This is a genomic window from uncultured Xanthomonas sp., from assembly GCF_964278005.1.
Classification (GTDB): Bacteria; Pseudomonadota; Gammaproteobacteria; order Xanthomonadales; family Xanthomonadaceae; genus Xanthomonas_A; species Xanthomonas_A sontii.
In genome coordinates this window covers 106,882-129,522 of the sequence record NZ_CAXYKF010000006.1, presented here as the reverse complement: position 1 = coordinate 129,522, position 22,641 = coordinate 106,882, and the positions used below count along the sequence as shown (strand labels likewise).

Here is a 22,641-nt window from a genome sequence, read left to right as displayed (position 1 = left end):
CCTGCGGTGGGACACGAAAGCGGAACCCGCGCGCTCACTCGATGCGCGCGGCCTCGTCGAAACTCAGCCGCGGCAGGCGCGGGAACAGGCCGCTGGGGTCGCCGTAGCCGAGGTTGACCAGGAAGTTGGATTTGATCGCAGTGCCTGCGAAGAACGCGGCATCGACCTTGGCGTTGTCGAAGCCGGACATGGGACCGGCATCCAGGCCCAGCGCACGCGCGGCCAGGATCAGGTAGGCGCCCTGCAGCGAGCCGTTGCGGAACGCGCCTTCGCTGCGGCCTTCGCGCGGGCCGTCGAACCAGCTCTTGGCATCGGTGTGCGGGAACAGATACGGCAGCTTCTCGTGGAAGTCCTCGTCGTGGGCCACGATCACCGTGACCGGCGCGGCCAGGGTCTTGGCCAGGTTGCCCTCGGACAGCGCCGGCTTGAGCTTTTCCTTGGCCTGCGGCGAGGTGACGAAGACGAAGCGTGCCGGGCTGCCGTTGGCCGCGGTCGGGCCCCACTTCACCAGGTCGTAGAGGGCACGCAGGGTGGCTTCGTCGACCGGCTTGTCCAGGAACGCGTTCTGGGTGCGGGCGGTGCGGAACAACTGGTCGAGGGCGGCGTCGTGCAAGGCGTCGGACATGGAGGAAGTTCCTTAGATCGAGGGAAGCGCCAGGAGGCCGGTGGGGCCGTCCCGATGCGAGGCGGCCAGTGTAGAGTGGCACGATTGTCGCAACACCCGGCCGCGATGCAACGGATTACTACCAAACGTGAAACGATCGGACGCGACCTGGGCGATTAGCGATGGCCGCGCCGGCAACGCCCGCCAGGCCGAGGCGCTGGCTGCCGCGTTGGCGCTTCCGGCCGCGGCACCGATCCAGGCGCAGGTGTTGCAGCCGCACATGCCGTGGCGCTGGCTGGCGCCGCGCTGGCTGCCAGGCGCACGGCATGCGTACGGCACGACGTTCGCCGCAGCATTGCGGCAGCCGCCTCCGCTGGCAGTGGGCTGCGGCCGTCAGGCGGCACTGGCGACGCGGTTGCTGCGCGCACGCGGCAGCCAGGTGGTGCAAATCCTGGATCCGCGGCTGGATCCGCAGCACTGGGACATCGTGGTGGTGCCGGAACACGATCGGCTGCGCGGCCCCAATGTGCTGACCCTGCTCGGCAGCCTGCATCCGATCGACGATGCCTGGCTGGCGGCAGGACGCGCCGCGTTTCCTGCGCTGGGCGCGCTGCCCTCGCCGCGTGTCGGACTGTTGGTAGGCGGCCCCTCCGGGCTGGCGCCGTGGAGCGCAGCGCAGGCACAGGCCGCCTTCGCCGACATCGCCGCACAGTTGCGCGCGCACGGCGGCAGCCTCCTCGCCAGCGCATCGCGGCGCACGCCGCCTGCGGTGGCCGCGGCCTTGCGCCGCACGTTCGCCGACGTGCCGGGCATGGTGTGGTGCGGCGCGGACGATGGCGCCAATCCCTACGCCGGCCTGCTCGGCTGGGCCGAGCACCTCGCCTGCACGCCGGATTCGGTGAACCTGCTATCCGAAGCCTGCGCCACGCGCGTGCCGGTGCAGGTACTGATGCCGGAGACGGCGCGTGGCCGCGCCCTGGATTTCCATCGTGCTTTGCAGGCGCGTGGACGCCTACTTCCGGCGCAAGATGCCGGCGACGCGTACGCCGCCGGCATCGCACCGCTGCGCGAAACCGCGCGGGTGGCCGCACTGATCCGCGACCGCTTGGCGCTGGCCTGATCGGCCGCCGTGCCGGCGTCGCTGCCACGACACCGACACGGCAACCGGGCCCAACGCGTCACATCACGCTATGTCAGGGGTTGCTCGGCGAACGCGGCACGCCGGCCGGCGCCGCATCCAGCGCGCCGATCAGCAGCCGCACCACCGGCGTGCCCACGCCGACCGTGTAGTTGTACTTGCCCTTGATCGGCTGGTTGTTGTCGACCACGCCGTTGTAGCCGGGGATGCCGCGATGCAGCGCCTCCGGCCCATTGGCGGCCAGGCGGTACAGGTAATCGTTGAGATTGCCCTGGCGGCCCTGCTTCTCCACCAGCAGCGCGACCGCGCTGGCGAATTCCGGCGCGGCGACGCTGGTGCCGATCACCGCCGAGATGCCGCCCTTGAAGTAGGTGGCCACCGAGCTGTCGCCCTCACGGCACGGCTGCGTCGCAATCCCCGGGCAGCCGCCGACCAGCATGCCGATGTCCGGCAGCGCGCGCATGGACGTGCGCGTCCCGCCGAGTGCACGCAACTGGTAGGCCGGACGCTGGAACAGGGTGCTGACGCCGCCACCGGCGCCCCAGTAGCCGCCGGCCAGGTTCGCGCCGACGCCGTAGTAGTCCGCGGTCTCCAGCGGATCGCCGTAGGCGCTTTCGCTCTTGTAGCCGGATTCCAGGCTGCCCTTCTTGTACGCAGTGAGCAGGTTGCCGCCGCCGACCGCGGTCACGTGCGGGCTGGCTGCGGGGTGTTCGACGCCGGCGACGAAGTGGCCGTCCTTGTGGTCGACCGCGTACTGCGTATCCGCGCAGTCCAGGCCGGCGTTGTCGCCGCTGGAGGCAACGAAGGTGATGCCCTGCGCGTTGCCCTGCTTGAACACCGCATCGTAGGGGCGCAGCAGCGAGGTGAAATCCTTGCCGCCGTTGTAAGCCGCGGTGTAGTACAGCTCGCAGACGCCGAACGAGGAACTGACCACGTCGGCCTGGTTGTCCTGCACGATCTGCCGGTAGCCGGCCAGCACCGAGGCGTCGCTCAGGTCCGGGATCACGTACAGCAGCACGTGCGCACCCGGCGCGCCGCCGAGCGCCATCTGTACGTCGAGCGCGGCCTCGCCGCCTGCGGCGTCGTTGCCGTCCTGCAGGCCGGGCTTGGCGCCGGCCACGTAGTGGCGCGCGTACAGGGTGGGATCGGCGTGGTTGGCGGCGTAGCGGCTGAAGTTTTCGTGGTCGAACATCGCCTTGATGTCCGAATCCAGCACGTCGCTGCTGATCAGGATGGCGATGGTGCTGCCGGTGCCGTCGAGCCGGCGCTGCTGCCCGGCCGCGCCGGTGGTGGCCTGGTAGGACGGGTAGCCGTAGGCCTGCTTGAGATCGTTGTACCAGTAGGTGGTACCGCCGGCGCCGTAGCGGTTGGCGGGATTCTTGGTGGCCGCGCGCTGCCAGTTGACGTGCATCGGCGGCGCACCACGGGTCAGGCCGGTCACGGTCGCACCGCTGTCGCGCAGTACGGCGGGCAACTGCAAGGGCGCGGCGGCGGCGAGGTGGGCCTGGCTGCCCTGCTGGACCTCGGCGGTCAGCGGCACCGCGAACAAGCGCTCGACGTTGTTCGCGCTCGCACTGACATGCAGGGTGTTGCCCTGCTCGGTGACGTTCATGTGCGCGGCCTGCAGCGCGGCACGCACCTGCGCGACCTGTGCCGGCGCCGGTGCGAAGCGGCGCTGGAATTCGGCCGGCGTCAGCCAATGGTGATACTGCGGGGAGACCGGATCCTGGATATCGGCCAGCAACGCGTCCAGGCCGGCCTGATCGCGCAACGGCAAGTGCACGTCGAAGTTGACCGGCGCGGCGCGCAGCGTTGCGGTCATCGCCGCGATGGAGGCGTCGGGCACGGCATTGGCGGTGCCGAGCGCGCACAGCAGGGAAGCGGACAACACGGCAGCCAGCAAGGGCCGACGGCGGATGCGATCAAGCATGGGCGTCTCTCCGGGGGTAGAGCGGGTGGGACGAGGCCGTGGCGGCCTCGCGGTGGGAAATCGACTGCCCCTCTTCCCTCGGGAGAGAGGTTGGAGTGAGGGTGTGAAGCGCGAAGTGCGCGCGTGGTGCGTTGCTGCGAGGCTGCGCCCGTACCCTCATCCGCCCCTGCGGGGCACCTTCTCCCGGGGGGAGAAGGGAAGCGCCTGGCCCCTCGCCCATCGGGAGAGGGGTTGGGGTGAGGGTACGGCGCGCGCAGCGCGTGCGTGGTTCGTTGCTGCGAGGCTGCGCCCGTACCCTCATCCGCCCCTGCGGGGCACCTTCTCCCGAGGGGAGAAGGGAAGCGCCTGGCCCCTCTCCCACCGGGAGAGGGGTTGGGGTGAGGGTACGGCGCGCGCAGACCTGTCGAGGCGAGGACCCAACAGCGCACGCGAACGACGCTCCGAGCGACGCGAAGGCACTGTGCTTCCTGCTCATGTCTGCACGCATCGGCACGTTGTCGGGCTTGGGCGAGGCGTGATCATTGAGGAGGAGCGCACTACAAAACTTTGACGGACGACGCCGTTTTCGACTTTGGAAACAGCATGTTTCGCCGGGTTTCCGACACATGCGCTTACATGTGTTCACCACTCGTCATGCATGGCAATCGGCGACACTCTGTATCGCATTGATGTCGACACGCGCTTGCCACGCTGCTTCTTCCGCGATGTCGCACGATGGCGCGCCCGCAGTCATCGCGCGCCCGGCGGCGGCGACACGAAGGCCATGCCGCAGGACCGCTGCATGACAACCGCAACGCCGATGACGCCAACCTGCAACGTCGCTGTCGCATCGTGTGCGCACTTCCTTTACGAATTCCCCTCGCGCATGCCTCTCCATTCCCTGCTGAGCACGGCGATCCTCGCCGCCCTGTTGTCGCCTTTCGCCGCCACTGCCGCAGAACCCACCGCCGATGGCGCCGCGGCCGACGTGCAGCAACTCGATGCGGTGTCGGTGATCGGCCAGGGCGAAACCCGCCAGGTGCAGCGCATCACCGCGCAGGACGTGGCGGTGCTGCCGCCGGGCACCAGCATCCAGAAGCTGCTCAACCGCATTCCCGGCGTCAACGTGCAGTCCAACGACGCCTTCGGCGCCAACGAGGAATCGCAGACCATCAGCCTGCGTGGCTTCAACGGCGTGCGCCTGGGCTACACCCTCGACGGCCTGCCGCTGGGCGACAACGCCTACGGCAACTACAACGGCCTGAACATCAGCCGCGCGCTGATCGCCGAGAACTTCGGCGGCGTGGAACTGGCCTCGGGCATCGGCAGCCTGGGCACGGCCTCCACCAGCAACCTCGGCGGCACGGTGCAGTACTACTCCGACGACCCGTCCACCGAGGTCGGCGTGCGCCTGGCGCAGACCGTGGGCTCGGACAGCAACCGCCGTACCTACCTGCGTCTGGATACCGGTGAGCACAACGGCTTCTCCGCCTACCTGTCCGGCATCTACGCCGACGCCGACATGTGGGCACCGCCGGGCTCGCCGACCCACACCGCGCAGTTCAACGGCAAGGGCGTGTACCAGTTCGAGGGCGGCAAGATCACCGCGTTCGTCGACACCTCGCGCACCTCGCAGGCCGACTACGCCTACCTGTCCAAGAGCGGCCTGCACCGCGGCCTGGGCTGGGACTGGAACCTGTACGCGCCGGACTGGCAGCGCGCACTGGCCGCGGCGTATTGCGCGCCGGCCACGCGCAACCCCAGCCGCTGCGGCTACAGCGGCGGTGTGGACAACATCGACGACGCCTACTATCAGAGCCGCGCGCTGCGCAACGACGACCTGTACTACCTGGCCGGCGACTTCCAGCCGTCCGATGCGGTGAGCGTGCACACCCAGGTCTACCATCACGAGAACGCAGGCCAGGGCCACTGGTGGTCGCCGGGCCAGCCGTCCTACCCGGGCACGCCGCAGGCGCTGCCGATCTCGATCCGCAGCACCAACTACACCATCAACCGCACCGGCGGCATCGCCTCGCTGGGTTGGGACATCGGTCCGCACCACCTCGAAGCCGGCGTGTGGTACGAGCGCAACAAGCACCACGTGGAGCGCAACTTCTACTGGATCGACGGCCCGATCGACGACGACATCTTCCTGAGCAACCCGAACCGCCGGCTGTTCTCGCAGGACTACGTCATCACCACCAAGCAGGCCTACGTGCAGGGCACCTTCAAGCTGCTCGACGAGCGCCTGACCCTGGACATCGGCGCCAAGAGCCCGCACACCACGATGACCGCGCGCGAGACGCCGGGGATCGCGGTGGAGTCGCCGGTGGCCAACGGCGAGCTGAAGGCCAGCAAGGCGCTGCTGCCGCAGGCCGGCCTGAGCTACCGCCTGGCCGAGGGCCAGGAAGTGTTCGCCTCCTACGCCGAGAACATCGCCGCGTTCCAGGGCGGCGGCGCCGGCGGCCCGCTGCTGGTGACCCAGGCCTCGTTCGACGCCAGCGTCGGCGCGCTGCAGCCGGAGAAGTCCAAGACCTTCGAAGCCGGCTACCGCCTGGTGCGCGACCAGTTCGAGGCCTCGCTGGTCGGCTACGACGTCACCTTCGACAACCGCCTGCTGTCGCTCAACCCGTGCCCGAGCATCCAGCAGGGCACCACCCCGGCGTGCACCACGCGCTTCTTCAATGTCGGCTCGGTGAGCAGCCGCGGCGGCGAGCTGACCTTCATCTGGAAGCCGACCGCGCACCTGCAGTGGTACAACTCGGCCTCGATCAACCGCTCCACCTACGACGACAACTACGTGCAGAACGGCGCGGTCATCCCCACCGCCGGCAAGTCCACCGTGGACACGCCCAAGCGCATGTTCGCCAGCGAACTCAGCTGGACCTGGAACGGTTGGAACGCCAACCTGCGCGGCAAGTACACCGGCCAGCGCTACTACACCTACACCAACGACCAGGGCTTCGGCGGCTACACCTCCTTCGATGCCGGCGCCGGCTACGATTTCGGGGCGGTGTCGTTCCTGCGGGACCTGAAGCTGTCGTTGAACGTCACCAACCTCACCGACAAGCGCTACGCCTCCAACCTCACCGCCTTCAGCAACAGCGATCCGAACGGCCGCTCGCTGGCCTTCCACGCCAGCGCGCCGCGGCAGGCGTTCCTGGCCCTGGACGCGCGCTTCTGAGCGCGTCCATCCTGTCCGCCCGCCCCCGAACCGGAACGCATGCGATGATCCGATCCACCTCCTGGTTGTTGGGATGCGCGATGGCCGTGTTGGCGACCACCGCGGCGGCCGCACCGGCCGCCGCCCCGGGCGAGCACAAGCCGCTGGTGATCGGCCACCGCGGCGCCAGCGCGCTGCGTCCCGAGCACACCCTGGCGTCCTACGCCAAGGCCATCGCCGACGGCGCCGACTTCATCGAGCCGGACCTGGTCTCGACCAAGGACGGCGTGCTGGTGGCGCGCCACGAGAACGAGATCGGCGGCACCACCGACGTGGCCGCGCACCCGGAGTTCGCCGCGCGCAAGACCGTCAAGCAGATCGACGGACAGCGCGTGGAAGGCTGGTTCACCGAAGACTTCACCCTGGCCGAACTGAAGACCCTGCGCGCGCGCGAGCGCCTGCCGCAACTGCGCGGCACCGCCTTCGACGGGCAGTTCCAGGTACCGACCATGGACGAGATCATCGACTTCACCGCGGCCGAGTCGGCCACGCGCGGGCGGCCGATTGGGCTGATTCCCGAGATCAAGCACGGCACCTACTTCCGCGGGCTCGGCCTGGCGATGGAAGACAAGCTGGTCGCCACGCTCGATGCGCATGCCTACACGCGCAAGGCGCCGGTGGTGATCCAGTCGTTCGAGATCGGCAACCTGGAATACCTGCGCGGCAAGTTGGGCAGCACCCATCCGAACGTGCGCCTGGTGCAGTTGCTGGGCGATCCCAAGGAGCGCCCGGGCGACCAGTTGCGCGACGGCCCGACCTACGCGCAGATGGGCAGCGCGCAGGGCCTGCGCGCGATCGCCAAGTACGCGCAGCTGGTCAGCCCCAACCTGCGCGCGATCGTGCCGGTGAGTGCCGACGGCGACCTGGCTCCGCCCACCTCGTTCGTGGCCGATGCGCATGCGGCCGGCCTGCAGGTGATTCCGTACACCTTCCGGCCGGAAAACTATTTCCTGCCCAAGCAGTTGCAGGACGCGCGCGGCCCGGCTGCGGTGAATGCCGCCGGCAGCATGAAGGAAATGCGCGCGCTGATCGACGCCGGCATCGATGGCTTCTTCACCGACGACCCGGCGGTGGGCCGCGCGGCGGTGGATGGGACGGCGCTGCCGCGGTGAAGCCGAGAATGGGGAATGGGGAATGGGGAATCGCAACAGCTGTTCCCAGCGCTGAGTTCCATTTGTAGGAACGGCTTCAGCCGCGATGGAGCCGGGATTGGGGAATAGGGAATGGGGAATCGCAAAAGCGGTTCCCAGCGCGGGGTTCCATTTGTAGGAGCGTGTCCGCACACGGGCATTGGTCATTGGGTGTCCGGGCCGCGATAATGCGCGCCCGCCGCCCCTGCCCCGATCGCCGTGCCGTCCGTTGCCGCTCCCTCGCCCACTTTCGCCGCGCTGACCCCGCGCGCGCTGCTGCTGTCCGTGCTGGCGATGGGCGCGGTGGTGTTGCTGTCGAACGTACTGGTGCAGTTCCCGATCAACGACTGGTTGACCTGGGGCGCCTTCAGCTATCCGCTGGCGTTCCTGGTCAGCAACCTGATCAACCGCCGCTTCGGCCCGCGCGCGGCGCGGCGGGTGGCCTGGTGCGGGTTCGCACTGGCGGTGCTGCTGTCGATCTGGATCGCCACCCCGCGCATCGCCGCGGCCTCGTGCCTGGCCTTCATCGCCGCGCAGTTGCTGGACATCACCGTGTTCGACCGATTGCGCCGCGGGCGCTGGTGGCGCGCGCCGATCGTCGCTACCACCTGCAGCGCGACGCTGGACACCACGATCTTCTGGTCGATCGCCTTCGCCGGCTCGACGCTGCCCTGGCTGAGCTGGGCCGCCGGCGACCTGGCGGTGAAGCTGGGCATCGGCGTGTGCCTGCTGGCGCCGTTCCGCGCGCTGCTGTGGCGGATGGCGCCGACGCGCTGACAGCTGCGCCGCGCTTCGCGCAAGCGCGGCTTCACAAGCGGCCACGGCAGACGTTGAACAGGCCATCGGCGGCGCACGTCCCGTGCGCCGCGCCTGCGACGAGACCACGCCCATGCCGCACGACGTCACCCCCGCCCTCGCGCTGAGCGCGCTCAACGCCACCCTGGCGCAACTGCAGCCGGCCGGCACAGCGCTGGCCACGCTGACCAGTCCCGCCGTTTCCAACCCAGCGTGGTCATGCAATACCTTCGCCCCGCTGATGCTGGAAATGGTGCTGCTGCGCCGCGACCGGCCCTTGCGCACCACGCCGTACCTGGCGGACGCGGCGCTGCCGACCTTCGCCGATGGCGACTTCGTCAACATCGTGCTACTGGGCGATCCGTCGCAGTTGATCCACAACGTCAACATCCTGGTGGACGGCGAGCGGGTCTACCTGTTCCAGGCCTACCTCGAGCAGGTCGTGGACGTGGTGCGGGTGTTCGAGTCAGTGACCTTCCATGCGCTGTGGCACGACCTGTGCGCCGGTCGCGCCGGCCTGTGGAAGCGCGCCTACCAGGCGCTGTTCGGCGTGGATCCCGACCAGGTGGCGGACACCGATCCCGACGCGGTCTGGTTCCAGTCTCAATACGTCAGCGTGTAGCAATCGCGCCACCGCGGCGCGGAACGGCATGCCGGCGCCGATCGCCGCGACCAAGGCGGCGTGTTTGCGGTGGCATCACGGCGGCGAGCCCAGGCCCTCCGGCCGATTGCAGCCAGCGCCGACGGCGCGCTTTCCGCCGCGACTCGGCGAGACGCGGCGTTGCCGAAGAAGCATGTCGCCACCGACACCACGCGTGCGCGCATCCGCTGCCAACAAGGATCGCGCTAGCGCGCCGCGTCGCCGTCCGCACGGCCATCGACGAACACCAGCTCCAGCGCGACCGCGGCAGCGCGAATCGCCGCACGCGCCGCGGCGATCTCGACCGTGGGCGCGGTCAGGCGCGGTCGCCGGTCCAGCGTGCAGGCCAGGCCGGCCTCCACCAGTGCGGCGTGGGCGGCATGCAGGCTGGCAGCGATGGAAGGCGACAGCCAGCCGCTGTGCGCCAGCGCATCGAGCAGCGCTGGCGTGTCGCGCGGCAACAACAGTGCCGGCTGCTGCGCGGCGCCGAGCAGCACGCCGGCCTGCACCAGGAATTCCAGGTCGACCAGGCCGCCGGCACCCTGCTTGAGGTCGAAGCGCGCGGCATCGCTGCGGTCGAGTTCGGCGCGCATGCGCGCACGCATCTTGCGCACTTCCTCGCGCAGGGACGCGGCCTCGCGCTGGCGCGCCAGGGTCTGCGCGCGCACCTGCTCGAACTGCTGCAGCAGCGGCGCATCGCCGGCCACGCCGCGCGCGCGCACCAGCGCCTGGTGCTCCCAGGTCCAGGCGCGCTCGCGCTGATACTCGCGGTAGCTGGCCAGCGACGACACCAGCGCGCCCTTGCCGCCGTCCGGGCGCAGGCGCACGTCGATGTCGTACAGGCGGCCGCCACCGGTGACCGCGCCGAGCAACGCGATCACCTTCTGCGCCAGCCGCGCGAACCAGCGCCCGCTCTCCAGCGGCCGCGGCCCGGCCGAGGCCTCCACGCCCGGCGGGTGGTCGTACAGGAACACCAGGTCCAGGTCCGAGCCGATGCCCAGTTCCACACCACCGAGGCTGCCGTAACCGACGATGGCGAAACTGCCGCCAGGCACCTCGCCGTGCGCGGCGACCAGATCGGCACGCGCCAGGCGCAGCACGGTCACGACCACCGCCTCGGCCAGCTGCGCGAGCTGGCGGGCGCTGTCGAGCGCGGGCTGGCGCCGGTCCAGCGTGGCCAGGGCGATGCGGAAACTCAGCGCCTGGCGCGCTTCGTTGAGGCCGCGCAGGGCCGCTTCCGGATCGTCGCCAGCGGTGGCGACCGCGGCATCGCACAGCCGCTGCATCGCCGCCTGGTCCGGCATCGCGCCGTCCACGCGGCTGTCGAGCAGTTCGTCCAGCAGCAGCGGATGCGCGGCCAGCCGTTCGGACAGGAAGGCGCTGCGCGCCAGCACGTCGACCAGCCGCGCCAGCGCGCTGGGTTGTTCGTCGAGCAGGGCCAGGTAGCTGGCCCGGCGCAGGATCGCCTGCAGCAGGCCGAGCACGCGGTGCAGGGCGGCATCGGCCTGCGCCGAGCGCGCCGCGGCATGCAGCAGCGCCGGCAGCACCCGGTCCAGGCGCGCACGCGCGGCATCGGAGAGCGTGCGCACGCCCAGCGACTGCACGAAACCGCGCAAGGCCTGGTCGACGCCGTCAGGGTCTGAGAAACCAGCCTCGCGCAGCACCTGCACCTGGCGAGCGTCGGGCAGGCTGCGCCAGTAGTCGGCCAGCGCATCGGGCGCCAGCGCGCGCTCGCGCGGCGCCAGCAGTTCGGCGAACTCGGCGGCGACGCGATCGCGCTGCACCTGCAGCGCCGCGTGCAGCGCGGCCCAGTCGGCATGGCCGAGGCCGAAGGCGATGCGCGCGCGGTCCAGCGGATCCTCAGGCAGCGCATGGGTCTGCGCATCGCGCAGCATCTGCAGGCGGTTCTCCACCTGGCGCAGGACGCGATACGCCTGCGCCAGTGCGGCGCCGTCCTCGGCGGCGACCTGGCCGGCGGCAACCAACGCCTGGAGCGCCGGCAACAGACGGCGCTCGCGCAGCGCAGGTTCGCGACCGCCGCGGATCAACTGCAGCGACTGCACCAGGAACTCGATCTCGCGGATGCCGCCGGCGCCGCGCTTGATGTCGTCCAGGCGGTCGTGGCGCGCCACTTCGGCGGTGATCGCCGCCTTCATCTCGCGCAGGCCGTCCAGCGCGGTGTAGTCGAGATAGCGCCGGTACACGAACGGGCGCAGCGCCTGCAGCCATTCCTCGCCGGCGGCGATGTCGCCGGCCACCGCGCGCGCCTTCAGCCAGGCGTAGCGCTCCCAGTCGCGGCCTTCGCGCTGGAAATACTGGTCCATGCCGGCGAACGACAGCGCCACCCGGCCCGCCGTGCCGAACGGACGCAGGCGCAGATCCACGCGGTGCGCGAAGCCGTCGGCGGTGGTCTCGTCGAGCAGCCGCGCCAGGCGCTGGCCGAGCCGCGCGAAGTATTCCTCGGCGGCCAGCGCCCGCGCGCCGTCGGACTCGCCGCCCTGCGGATAGGCGTAGACCAGATCCACGTCGGAGGAGAAATTCAGTTCGCCGCCGCCGAGCTTGCCCAGGCCGAATACCACCAGCCGCTGCACGCTGCCGTCGGCGGCACGCACCACCCCGTGGCGCGCGGCGAACTCGCCCTCCAGCGCCTGCAGCGCCAGCGCCAGGCAGTCCTCGGCCAACTGCGTGCTGCCGGCCAGCGTCGCATCGACATCGTCCAGGCCCAGCACGTCGCGCCACACCAGCCGCGCCGAGGCGGCCGCACGGTAGCGGCGCAACTGCGCCGGCCATGCGGCGGGCTGCGCCGGATCCAGTTGCGGCAGCGGCAAGGACGGCGGGTCCGGCTGCGCCAGGTGCGCGAGCAGCGACGGCTGCCGGCACAGCGTGTCGAGCAGGAAATCGCTGGCCAGCAGCGCGCGCGCCAGCGCGTCCTCGAAACCGGGATGAGACGGCCACGGCTGCACGGCGACGGCCTGGCGCAGGCGCGCCAGGCTGCGTTCGAGCGTGGGTTGCAGGACGTCGGGAACGGCGAAGGGAGCAGAAGCCATCGGCCGATGATGGCATCCCGCGGCGACCGCGGACAGGACCGCGGCGTGGATGCAATCAAACGCGCGCCGTCGGACACGGCGAGCGCAAGGAAAGCGTCATGATTGCAGCATCGGCCCTAGCCAGGGCGGAGCTGTCTGCGCTGCATACGAGGAACTTCATTCCGACGTGTCCGACGCTTGCTGGGTCTACCACCACCGCGCGTCGCGGCTGAAGCCGCTCCCACAGGTGAAGCACCCACATTCTCGGGAACCCCGCTGTGCAGCACTTCACTGTGGGAGGGACTTCAGTCCCGACCCGACGGCGCATCCGACGCCGCAAGGCTGTTCCACCGTCGCGCGTCGCGGCTGAGGCCATTCCCGCACGGAACGGAAAATCCACTCAGAACGCAGCTTTTCAGCACTTTTCGCAACGTTTCTCAGACCTTGTCACCAGCCCCGTCACGACGATGGTGTATCATGAACCCCTCGACGGAGCCCCTGTGCGCCCTGCGCCGCCCGCTCCATTCTTCGATCCTGCAGCGCCGTGGTGTTGACGCGGCCGTCCGGGATCGCCCCCGCAGACCAGTGCGGCGCCGTTGCGCCCTGTCGTTCCGTCTTGCTTGCCTGACGCGTGCGGGCCGGGGGTCATCACCTCACCGTTCCAGGACAGGAGAAGACATGTCGGAGTTCCACGCCCATTTCGGATGGTTCAAACGCCGCCGCCAGTTGCAGGTGGAAGAAGTCACCGTGGTCGACAAACCCATGCTCAAGCGGGCGGTCGGCGCGGCGGCGCTGGGCAACGCGATGGAATGGTTCGACTTCGGCGTGTACGGCTACCTGGCCGTGACCCTGGGCCACGTGTTCTTTCCCAGCACCAACCCCACCGCGCAGTTGATCGCCACGTTCGCGACCTTCACCGTCGCGTTCCTGGTGCGCCCGCTGGGCGGGCTGGTGTTCGGCCCGCTGGGCGACCGCTACGGCCGGCAGAAGGTGCTGGCGGCGACCATGATCCTGATGGCGCTGGGCACGTTTTCGATCGGCCTCATCCCTTCCTACGAGCGCATCGGCATCTGGGCGCCGATCCTGTTGCTGGTGGCGCGGCTGGTGCAGGGCTTTTCCACCGGCGGCGAATACGGCGGCGCGGCGACCTTCATCGCCGAGTACTCCACCGACCGCAACCGCGGCTTCATGAGCAGCTGGCTGGAGTTCGGCACGCTGGGCGGCTATATCGCCGGCGCCGCCACGGTGACCGCGCTGCACTTTGCGCTGAGCGATGCGCAGATGCACGACTGGGGCTGGCGCGTGCCGTTCCTGATCGCCGGCCCGCTGGGCCTGCTCGGCCTGTACATGCGCATGAAGCTGGAGGAAACCCCGGCATTCCAGGCCTATGCCGAGGAAGCCGAAAAGCGCGAGCACGACGCGCCCGGCCTGGGCGCACTGTTCCGCATCCACTGGCCACAGCTGCTCAAGTGCGTGGGCCTGGTGCTGGTGTTCAACGTCACCGACTACATGCTGCTGACCTACATGCCCAGCTATCTCAGCGTCACCATGGGCTATGCCGAGAGCAAGGGCCTGCTGCTGATCATCATCGTGATGCTGGTGATGATGCCGCTCAACGTGCTCGGCGGATTGTTCAGCGATCGCCTGGGCCGCAAGCCGATGGTGATCGGCGCCTGCATCGCGCTGCTGGTGCTGGCGGTGCCGTGCCTGCGGCTGGTCGGCACCGGCAACGACTGGCTGATCTTCCTCGGCCTGATGCTGCTGGGCGTGGCGCTGGTGTGCTTCACCAGCTCGATGCCGTCGACCTTGCCGGCGCTGTTCTACACCCCGGTGCGCTACAGCGCGCTGTCGATCGCCTTCAACGTGTCGGTGTCGCTGTTCGGTGGCACCACGCCGCTGGTCACCGCGTGGCTGGTCGAACGCACCGGCGATCCGCTGGTGCCGGCGTACTACCTGATGGGGGCGGCGGTGGTCGGCATCGCGACCATGGCCTTCGTGCGCGAAACCGCCGGCCTGCCGCTGCGCGGCTCGCCGCCGGCGGTGGCCAGCGAAGCCGAGGCGCATGCGCTGCTGCGCAGCGACGAGCCGCTGACCGTGGATCCGACCCGGCCGGAACTGCCGCCGTCGCCGAACGCGACGTCGCAGGCGATGCCGACCTGACCCGAGCACCGGCTGCGCGCGCTGCGGCGCAGACATCCACGCGACGCGACCCGGCGATGTCGCTGTCACGGACGCGTGTTATCGATACCTCCCGCTAGGCCGGCGCATCGCCCGCAGCGGAAGGCCCGGAAACGAGCAATAAAAAAGCCCGCTGGCAGCGAACTGCTAGCGGGCTTTGCTCCCTCCCCCACGTCGGGATGCAGGGCGATCTTGGGCGCTTTTTTGAGACATTGCACGCTGCAGTGCAAAACGATACTGGGCGGTACATTCTGCCGCGCTGAGGGAATGGGGAAACGGGAATAGGGAATGGGAAACGCGGGCTGATCTGCACCCTGCGCGTGCCTGCACATTTCCAGCGCCGCGATGCATTGCCTGGCCTTGCCTACGCAAGAGCACGACGCCTTCGTCGTCGCGTCAAGGCGATGCCGCCGGTGCCGGGGCCTCCGGCAGCCAGGCCGGCTGCTTGTCGTACCACTCGCGCGCGCCGAGCAGATGCCATTGCCGTTGTTCGCCGCGCAAGGCCACGCCCACGCCGAGCACGCCCCAACGCGCATACAGATCGCCCTGCGTGCCGGCGTCGCCGACGCGCAGGCGCGCGCGCAAGGCCACCCGTTCGTTCTCCGCCGCGACCCGATCCAGCCACAGTGCGTCCTTGCGCCAGCGCAACTGCCCGCTGGCCTGCAGTTGCCCGGCGTCGGCCAGCTTCAGCAACCACGCCGGCGCATCGCTGTGCTGCGCGAATACCGCCAGCACCGGGCCGGCGTCGCGCATCTGCATCTGCACCTGCGCATCGGCCTGCACCGGCGCCGCCGCGGCGATGCGGCCCTGCGGAATGCGCACCGTCGCCCACCAGTCGCCCTGCCTGGGCTGGGTGCCGTAGCGCACGCCCTGCAGGCGCAGGGTGCTGCCGCTCAGATCGAAGCGCTTGTCCTGCAGCTCGGCACGCCGCAGCCGCGCGTCCAGGTCGAGATCACCGGCCAACTCCAAACCCGCGGTCTGCAGCCGCGCCCGGCGACCGAGCACGCGCACGGTGCCCTGGCCGACCTGGCCGGACGCATCCAGCTGCAGATCGCCGCTGAGCCGGCCATCGCCGCCGAGCACGCGCACCTGCGCCGCCGGCAGGTAGCGGTTGTAGGCGCGCAGGTCCGGCACGCGCGCATCGGCGAAGCGCAGCCGCGCCTGCAACGAGTCGCGCAAGGTGGCCAGCGCGCCGTCGCCCTGCAAGTCCAGTTGCAGGTTCTCGCCTTCGACGAAGCTGGCCTTGGGCTCGGCCAGCGGCGCCAGCGCGAAGCGGCGCATGCGCACGTCCAGTTGCGTGCGCGGCTGGTCGGCGCTGCCGACGATGCGCCCGGCCGCCTGCGCCTTGCCGCTCAGGCGCACGCGCATGATCTCCGCCACCGCCTGCACGTCGGGCACGTCGAGGCGGCTGCCCGGCTGCAACGCGCCCTGCCGCAACCGCAGATCGGCGGCGACGTCGCCGCCGCCGTCGAGCTGGAACCACGGCTTGCGCACCAGCAGGTCGCTGATCCAGTTCAACGATTCGAAATGCCAGCGTCCCTGCACGCGGCCGGAGGTGCGCGGCAGCAGCGCCGCCGGGTCGGCGAACGGCACCTGGCGCCCGGCGATGCGCAGGTCGGCATCGAGCATGCTGCGCGGATCGACCTGACCGGGCAGGCGCGCGCGGGCGCGGATGTCCTCGCCCTCCACGTCCAGCAGCAGCGTCAGCACGCCGCGATCGGTGGCGCCCACGCCGGCATGCAGCGGCACCCGCCAGTTGAGCGTGCTGCCGGGCTGCAGCGCGCCGCGCAGCAGGTGCAGATCGGCCTGCACATGGCCCAGCCCGGGTTCGGTACTGAGTTTGGTGGTGTCGCCGGCGGTGTCGATGCGCAGGGCCACGCTGCGGCCGTGCATGCGCAGTGCCAGGTCGGTGATGCCCAGCTTGCGCAGCCCCGGCGCCTGCGCGCGGTAGTGGCGCGGGAACGAGAAGCGCGCGTCCAGCGTGGCCTGGTCGGCGATCTGGCGCTTGCCGTAGCGTACGCTGGCATCCTCGAACACGATCTGCGAGCGGAACATTTCCGACGGGCCGCCACGCAACTGCTTGAGGAAACCGACGGTGCCGTGGCCCTTGCCCTCGACCGCAAAATCGCCGAAGCGTGCGCGGCGCAGCGTGCCGCTGTGGATCGCGTCGAAGCGCAGCGTCCAGCCCTGGTCGCTGGGCGGCGGTGGCGGGATCATCTCCTCGACGCGGTCCATCTCGCCGATCACGTTCACCGCCTCCATCCACGGCAGGCGCACTTCGCGATGCAGCAGCGGCAGCAACGCGATGCGCGCGCTGGCGCGGTCGGCGCGCACCTGCCAGACGTTGCGCTGCACGTGGCCGCGCATGCGCACGTTCCAGGCGGTGATGAAGCCGGGCAGCACGGTGACGGCCGGCCCGGTGTGCATGCGGAACTTCTCCGGCTTGCGGTTGGTGGCCAGGTCGAACAGCGGCGTGTTGAGGAACACGTTGCCGGCCAGCAGATACAGCAGGTAGGCGATCAGCAGGCCGCGCAGGAGCAGGCGCCAGCCGCGCGGCAGACGCCGGTAGCGAGCATGGACGGCGGTCAGTGGGCGGGCGGAGAGCGGCACCGCCGCACTATCGCCGTGGCGCGGCGTGGAACGCGTGAAAGCGACGGTGGCACGTACACGGCACTGCATGCGCGCTGCGTCCTGTCATCACAAGGCAGACCCACCAGGAGAAGGGAGAAGCCAGAGCCCCTCTCCCACCGGGAGAGGGGTTGGGGAGAGGGGTTGGGGTGAGGGTCCGGCGCGCGAAGCGCCGCACACATCGCACAGACCGTGGCGAACATCCTCATCGCTGCGTCCGTTGCGCCCGCATGCGCCGCCACGCGACAGGCGCAAAAAGTGGGGACGCGCCTCAACGCGGGCCTCGGCCCGATCCGCGATAATTGCCATCCCCTTCCCACGCCATGGTCGCCGCATGTCCGCCGAACGTATCCTCCATCCCCGCCTGCGCGAACGCATCGTCAGCGCCGAGGCCGCGGCGGCGTTGATCCAGCCCGGCGAGACGGTGGCGATGAGCGGCTTCACCGGCTCCGGCTATCCCAAGGCGGTGCCGATGGCGCTGGCGCAGCGTATCGAGGCGGCGCACCTGCAGGGCCAGTCGTTCAAGATCCAATTGCTGACCGGCGCCTCCACCGCGCCGGAGCTGGACGGCGCCCTGGCCAAGGCCGACGGCATCGCCCTGCGCATGCCGTTCCAGTCCGACCCGGACGCGCGCCAGCGCATCAACGCCGGCACGCTGGACTACATCGACATCCACCTCAGCCACGTCGCCCAGCACGTGTGGTTCGGCTTCTACGGGCAGATCGACACCGCGGTGGTAGAGGTAGCCGGCATCCGCGAGGACGGCAGCCTGATTCCGTCGACCTCGGTCGGCAACAACAAGACCTGGCTGGACCTGGCGAAGAAGGTGATCGTCGAGGTCAACGACTGGCAGCCGGCCGGCATCGACGGCATGCACGACGTGTACTACGGCACGGCGTTGCCGCCGCACCGCAAGCCGATCCCGCTGCTGCATGCCGACGACCGCATCGGCGAGCCGTCGCTGCGCTGCGACCCGGACAAGATCGTGGCGGTGGTGCGCACCCACGGCCCCGACCGCAACAGCCCGTTCACGCCCGCAGATGCCACCAGCCAGCGCATCGCCGAGCACCTGATCGCGTTCTTCCAGCACGAGGTCGGCAAGGGCCGGCTGCCGCCGAACCTGCTGCCGCTGCAGTCCGGCGTGGGCAACATTCCCAACGCGGTGCTGGCCGGCCTGGCCAGCAGCGGCTTCCGCGACCTCAGCGCCTTCACCGAAGTGATCCAGGACGGCATGCTCGACCTGTTGCGCAGCGGCGTGCTCAAGGTCGCTTCGTGCACCGGCTTCGCGCTGAGCCCGGAGGCCAACGAGGAGTTCAAGCGCAACATCGACTTCTACCGCGAGCGCATCATCCTGCGCACGCAGGAGATCTCCAACCATCCGGAACTGGTGCGGCGGCTGGGCTGCATCGGCATGAACGGCATGATCGAGGCCGACCTGTACGGCAACGTCAATTCCACCCACGTGATGGGCAGCCGCATCATGAACGGCATCGGCGGCTCCGGCGACTTCGCGCGCAACGGCTTCCTGTCGATCTTCCTCAGCCCCAGCACGGCGAAGCACGGCAGCATCTCCTCGATCGTGCCGATGGTCAGCCACGTGGACCACACCGAGCACGACGTCTCGATCATCGTCACCGAGCACGGCCTGGCCGACCTGCGCGGCCTGCCGCCGCGGCAGCGCGCGCAACAGTTGCTCGCGCACTGCGTGGACCCGAGCTACCGCGCGCAGTTGCAGGACTATTTCGACCGCGCCCTGCACGCCAGCTACGGCAAGCACACCCCGCACCTGCTGCCCGAGGCGCTGTCCTGGCACCAGCGCTGGCTGGATACAGGGACGATGCACGCGGGCGGCTGAGCGGCGCCGGCAGCGGGTATGCTGCGCCGATGCTGACCACCCTGGCGGTTTCCTCCTATCGTTCCCTGCGCGAGCTGGTGCTGCCGCTGGCGGGGCTGACCCTGATCACCGGCGCCAACGGCAGCGGCAAGTCCAACGTCTACCGGGCGCTGCGCCTGCTCGCCGACACCGCCCAGGGCGGGGTGATCGCCGCACTGGCCCGCGAAGGCGGCTTGCCGTCGGCGCTGTGGGCCGGCCCGGAGACGCTGAGCCGCGCGGTCCGGCGCGGCGAGCATCCGGTCGAGGGCACGGTGCGGCAACAGGCCATCGGCCTGAAGTTGGGCTACGCCAGCGACGCATTCGGCTACGCCATCGACCTGGGCCTGCCGACGCCGTCGGCGTCGGCCTTCGGGCTGGATCCGCAGATCAAGCGCGAATGCATCTGGGCCGGCCCCTGGCTGCGCCAGTCCAACCTGCTGGTGGAGCGCAACGGGCCGGCGGTGCGCCTGCGGACCCAGGACGACGGCTGGACCGATGCCGGTGCCGGCATCGCCAGTTTCGACAGCGTGCTGGCGCAGTTCTCCGATCCGCGCGCGGCACCGGAGATGCATGAGGTCCGCGAGAACATCCGTCGCTGGCGCTTCTACGACCACTTCCGCACCGATGCCGCGGCACCGGCACGCATGGCGCAGATTGGCACGCACACGCCGGTGCTGAGCAACGACGGCGCCGACCTCGCCGCTGCCCTGCAGACCATCCTGGAGATCGGCGACGCCGACGGCCTGCATGCGGCGGTGGACGATGCCTTCCCCGGCGCGCGGTTGACGATCGAGGTGCATGCCGGGCGCTTCGATTTGGCGATGCACCAGCATGGCCTGCTGCGGCCGCTGTCGGCGGCCGAGCTGTCCGACGGCACCTTGCGCTACCTGCTGTGGATCGCCGCCCTGCTGAGCCCGCGCCCGCCGGAACTGCTGGTGCTCAACGAACCGGAAGCGAGCCTGCATCCGGACCTGCTGCCGGCGCTGGCGCGGCTGATCGGCAGCGCCGCGCGGCAGGCGCAGATCATCGTGGTCTCGCATGCCAGCCGGCTGATCGCGGCGCTGGAGCAGCAGCCCGATTGCCTGCACCACCTGCTGATCAAGGAACACGGCCAGACCGACGTCGCCGGCCTGCGCGCGTTGGATCGGCCGGCGTGGCATTGGCCCAATCGCTGAGGCGGGGTGTGCATCGGGTGTGTCTGCTGCGTACAGCGGCATGCCCGATGGAGCGGTTGTCGCGTCGTTCGGGTTCGTCGCGTCGGGACTGAAGTCCCTCCCACAGTGCAGTCCTCTTGCATCCGAAATCCGCGCGAATGTGCAGCATCGTCGTAGGAGCGGCTTCAGCCGCGACGGGCTTGCCATGGGTCGCGCTTGAAAGCGCTCCTACAACGGCTGGCAGTGGTCCTGTTGGGGGCTCGCCGAGCAGTTGCGGGACAGCGCGTCGGGACTGAAGTCCCTCCCACAGTGCAGTCCTCTTGCGTCCAAAATCCGCGCGAATGTGCGGCATCTTCGTAGGAGCGGCTTCAGCCGCGACGGGCTTTACCGGTCACGCCTGACGCTGCTGAAGCCACTTCTACAACACCCCTGCGGATTCGGCGGTCGCTTGAAGGTTGTCGGCGTCAGATGCGGTCTCGGGCGCGGTCAGGAACGCCAGCTTGCGGCCGCGCGGCAACTGCTTGAGCACGTACTCGGCGCGCGAGGCGGCGGCACGGTCGGGGTAGGCGCGACTGGCCAGCAGGCGCAGCGGCGGGTTGGCGCGGGTGTACTTGGCACCGGCGCCGCGCAGGTGCGCCTGGAAGCGTGCCTGCAGGTCCGGGGTGATGCCGGCATAGTAGCTGCCGTTGCGGCATTCGAGCAGGTACAGGAACCAGGGCGAGTCGGCGGCCATGCAGCATTATCGACACGGTGGCCGGTTTCGCCAGCCACAGCCTCCGCCCAAGCGCTCATGCGACACGTCCGTTGCCTGCTGGCCAGACCATGTCGCGCTTGCACCTGGCGCGCATGAAAAAGGCGGTCACCGCTGCGTCCCGACGCTCGGCAATCCGCTCCGGAAGCGCGCCTCCAACGTCTGCTCCTCGCGTTCGTACTGAACAGGCGACAACACGCTTTAACGCACTGCGAACACCTTGCCAGCCGCTGCCACACACCGGCATACCGTGGTCACCGGATGGGCGGATAACGTCATCACCGGCACGCAGCCGTCGATACCGAAGCTCTCTCCCTTCGCATTCGGCGGCGCGTCCGGCCCCTCTTCCGGGCCTCCCCCGCCCCCACGCACGCAGCCGGTCAGGCTGCGTACGTTTCTCCCAGCAGCCCCCTCAGGCCGCCTGCGCCACGCGCGCCTGGCGCCGTGCGCGCACCGCCTGCGCCAGCCGCTCGAGCACCTGCACCGAGCTGTCCCAGTCGATGCAGCCGTCGGTGATGCTCTGACCGTAGACCAGCGGCTGGCCCGCGACCAGCTCCTGGCGGCCGCCACGCAGGTGGCTCTCCACCATCGCGCCGACGATGCGGGACTGCCCAGCCTCGAGCTGGCGCGCGATGTCCTCGATCACCTTGGGCTGGTTGTCCGGGTTCTTGCCGCTGTTGGCATGGCTGGCGTCGACCATCAGCCGCGCCGGCAGGCCGGCCTTCTCCAGCACCTGCGCCGCCGCGGCGACGCTGTCGGCATCGTAGTTGGGCTGGGTGCCGCCGCGCAGGATAACGTGGCAGTCCGGGTTGCCGGCGGTGGCCGCCACCGCGGTCTGCCCGTCCTTGGTCACCGCCAGGAAATGGTGCGGATGCGAGGCTGCGCCGACCGCATCGACCGCGATCTTGACGTCGCCGCTGGTGCCGTTCTTGAAGCCCACCGGGCACGACAGGCCCGAGGCCATCTCGCGGTGCACCTGGCTCTCGGTGGTGCGCGCGCCGATCGCGCCCCAGGCCACCAGGTCGGCGATGTACTGCGGCGAGATGATGTCGAGGAACTCCACGCCGGCCGGCAGACCGAGGCGGTTGATGTCGCGCAGCAGGCCGCGCGCCAGGCGCAGGCCCTTGTTGATGTCGAAGCTGCCGTCGAGGTTGGGGTCGTTGATCAGGCCCTTCCAGCCGACCGTGGTGCGCGGCTTCTCGAAGTACACCCGCATCACGATCTCCAGCGCATCGCCGTAGGTCTCGCGCAGCGGGCGCAGGCGCTGCGCGTACTCCATCGCCGCGACGGGGTCGTGGATCGAGCAAGGACCGATCACCACCGCCAGGCGGTCGTCGCGGCCGTGCAGGATCTCGTGCAGCGCCGCGCGCGCGGCGGCGACGGTCTGCGAGGCCTCCTCGTCGCAGGGCAGCAGCGCCTGCAGTTGGGAGGGCGGGGTCAGCGGTTCGATCTTGCGGATGCGCAGATCGTCGGTGTGCGGGGCCATGTGCGTGTCTCGTCGGGGGGCTGGGTGGGGGCCAGATCCGGCGGCATGAAAAAAGCCGCCAGGTTCGCTGGCGGCTTTCGGGATTGCGGCTGAAGTGTCCTTCAGG

At 69.9% G+C, this 22,641-nt stretch carries 14 protein-coding genes; 8 read left to right on the top strand and 6 right to left on the bottom strand.

The features are described 5' to 3' along the window. Positions 1–34: 34 nt before the first annotated feature. Positions 35–625: a malonic semialdehyde reductase gene (locus ACHWVH_RS02940; RefSeq protein ID WP_010343089.1), complete on the bottom strand. Its 591-nt coding sequence runs from the start codon at positions 623–625 to the stop codon at positions 35–37. A 127-nt stretch (positions 626–752) separates the two neighbouring features. On the opposite strand from ACHWVH_RS02940, the gene ACHWVH_RS02935 reads away from it, so the two are divergent. Next, positions 753–1,724 (top strand): mitochondrial fission ELM1 family protein, encoded by a 972-nt coding sequence (locus tag ACHWVH_RS02935; protein WP_394686641.1) that lies wholly within the window; start codon positions 753–755, stop codon positions 1,722–1,724. A 73-nt stretch (positions 1,725–1,797) separates the two neighbouring features. Here ACHWVH_RS02935 and ACHWVH_RS02930 read toward each other — a convergent pair whose 3' ends face one another. Continuing rightward, the gene (locus ACHWVH_RS02930) at positions 1,798–3,672 is read right to left on the bottom strand and encodes a protease pro-enzyme activation domain-containing protein (protein WP_267121492.1); all 1,875 of its coding nucleotides are present in this window, start codon (positions 3,670–3,672) and stop codon (positions 1,798–1,800) included. A gap of 865 nt (positions 3,673–4,537) precedes the next feature. Between ACHWVH_RS02930 and ACHWVH_RS02925 the strand changes: the two genes are divergently transcribed. The 4 genes from ACHWVH_RS02925 to ACHWVH_RS02910 all read left to right on the top strand — a co-directional run bounded on the left by ACHWVH_RS02925 (position 4,538) and on the right by ACHWVH_RS02910 (position 9,421). Then, the gene (locus ACHWVH_RS02925) at positions 4,538–6,835 is read left to right on the top strand and encodes a TonB-dependent receptor (RefSeq protein ID WP_394686640.1); all 2,298 of its coding nucleotides are present in this window, start codon (positions 4,538–4,540) and stop codon (positions 6,833–6,835) included. Positions 6,836–6,915: 80 nt separating this feature from the next. Beyond that, the gene (locus ACHWVH_RS02920) at positions 6,916–7,986 is read left to right on the top strand and encodes a glycerophosphodiester phosphodiesterase (protein WP_394686808.1); all 1,071 of its coding nucleotides are present in this window, start codon (positions 6,916–6,918) and stop codon (positions 7,984–7,986) included. 237 nt (positions 7,987–8,223) lie between these two features. Continuing rightward, positions 8,224–8,781: a queuosine precursor transporter gene (locus ACHWVH_RS02915; RefSeq protein WP_010343084.1), complete on the top strand. Its 558-nt coding sequence runs from the start codon at positions 8,224–8,226 to the stop codon at positions 8,779–8,781. A gap of 112 nt (positions 8,782–8,893) precedes the next feature. Continuing rightward, positions 8,894–9,421, top strand: a complete 528-nt coding sequence (locus tag ACHWVH_RS02910; protein WP_394686639.1) for a hypothetical protein — start codon at positions 8,894–8,896, stop codon at positions 9,419–9,421. Positions 9,422–9,645: 224 nt separating this feature from the next. Here ACHWVH_RS02910 and glnE read toward each other — a convergent pair whose 3' ends face one another. Further along, entirely contained in the window at positions 9,646–12,486 is a 2,841-nt protein-coding gene (glnE, locus tag ACHWVH_RS02905) for a bifunctional [glutamate--ammonia ligase]-adenylyl-L-tyrosine phosphorylase/[glutamate--ammonia-ligase] adenylyltransferase (RefSeq protein ID WP_394686638.1), read from the bottom strand. Positions 12,487–13,143: 657 nt separating this feature from the next. Here glnE and proP point away from each other — a divergent pair. Further along, positions 13,144–14,625 carry a glycine betaine/L-proline transporter ProP gene (proP, locus tag ACHWVH_RS02900; RefSeq protein ID WP_394686637.1) on the top strand — a complete coding sequence of 494 codons (1,482 nt, stop codon included), beginning with the start codon at positions 13,144–13,146 and terminating at the stop codon, positions 14,623–14,625. A gap of 414 nt (positions 14,626–15,039) precedes the next feature. Here proP and ACHWVH_RS02895 read toward each other — a convergent pair whose 3' ends face one another. After that, entirely contained in the window at positions 15,040–17,232 is a 2,193-nt protein-coding gene (locus ACHWVH_RS02895) for a hypothetical protein (RefSeq protein ID WP_394686807.1), read from the bottom strand. 373 nt (positions 17,233–17,605) lie between these two features. Between ACHWVH_RS02895 and ACHWVH_RS02890 the strand changes: the two genes are divergently transcribed. Beyond that, a complete protein-coding gene (locus ACHWVH_RS02890; RefSeq protein ID WP_209244914.1) occupies positions 17,606–19,126 on the top strand; it encodes an acetyl-CoA hydrolase/transferase family protein in 1,521 nt (506 codons plus the stop codon). Positions 19,127–19,155: 29 nt separating this feature from the next. Beyond that, positions 19,156–20,319, top strand: a complete 1,164-nt coding sequence (locus ACHWVH_RS02885) for an AAA family ATPase (RefSeq protein WP_267123054.1) — start codon at positions 19,156–19,158, stop codon at positions 20,317–20,319. Between the two features lie 397 nt (positions 20,320–20,716). On the opposite strand, the gene ACHWVH_RS02880 is transcribed toward ACHWVH_RS02885, so the two are convergent. Next, positions 20,717–21,031: a GIY-YIG nuclease family protein gene (locus ACHWVH_RS02880; RefSeq protein ID WP_394686636.1), complete on the bottom strand. Its 315-nt coding sequence runs from the start codon at positions 21,029–21,031 to the stop codon at positions 20,717–20,719. Between the two features lie 430 nt (positions 21,032–21,461). After that, on the bottom strand, positions 21,462–22,535 hold the full coding sequence (locus tag ACHWVH_RS02875; RefSeq protein ID WP_295927322.1) for a 3-deoxy-7-phosphoheptulonate synthase: 1,074 nt from the start codon (positions 22,533–22,535) through the stop codon (positions 21,462–21,464). Positions 22,536–22,641: the final 106 nt, after the last annotated feature.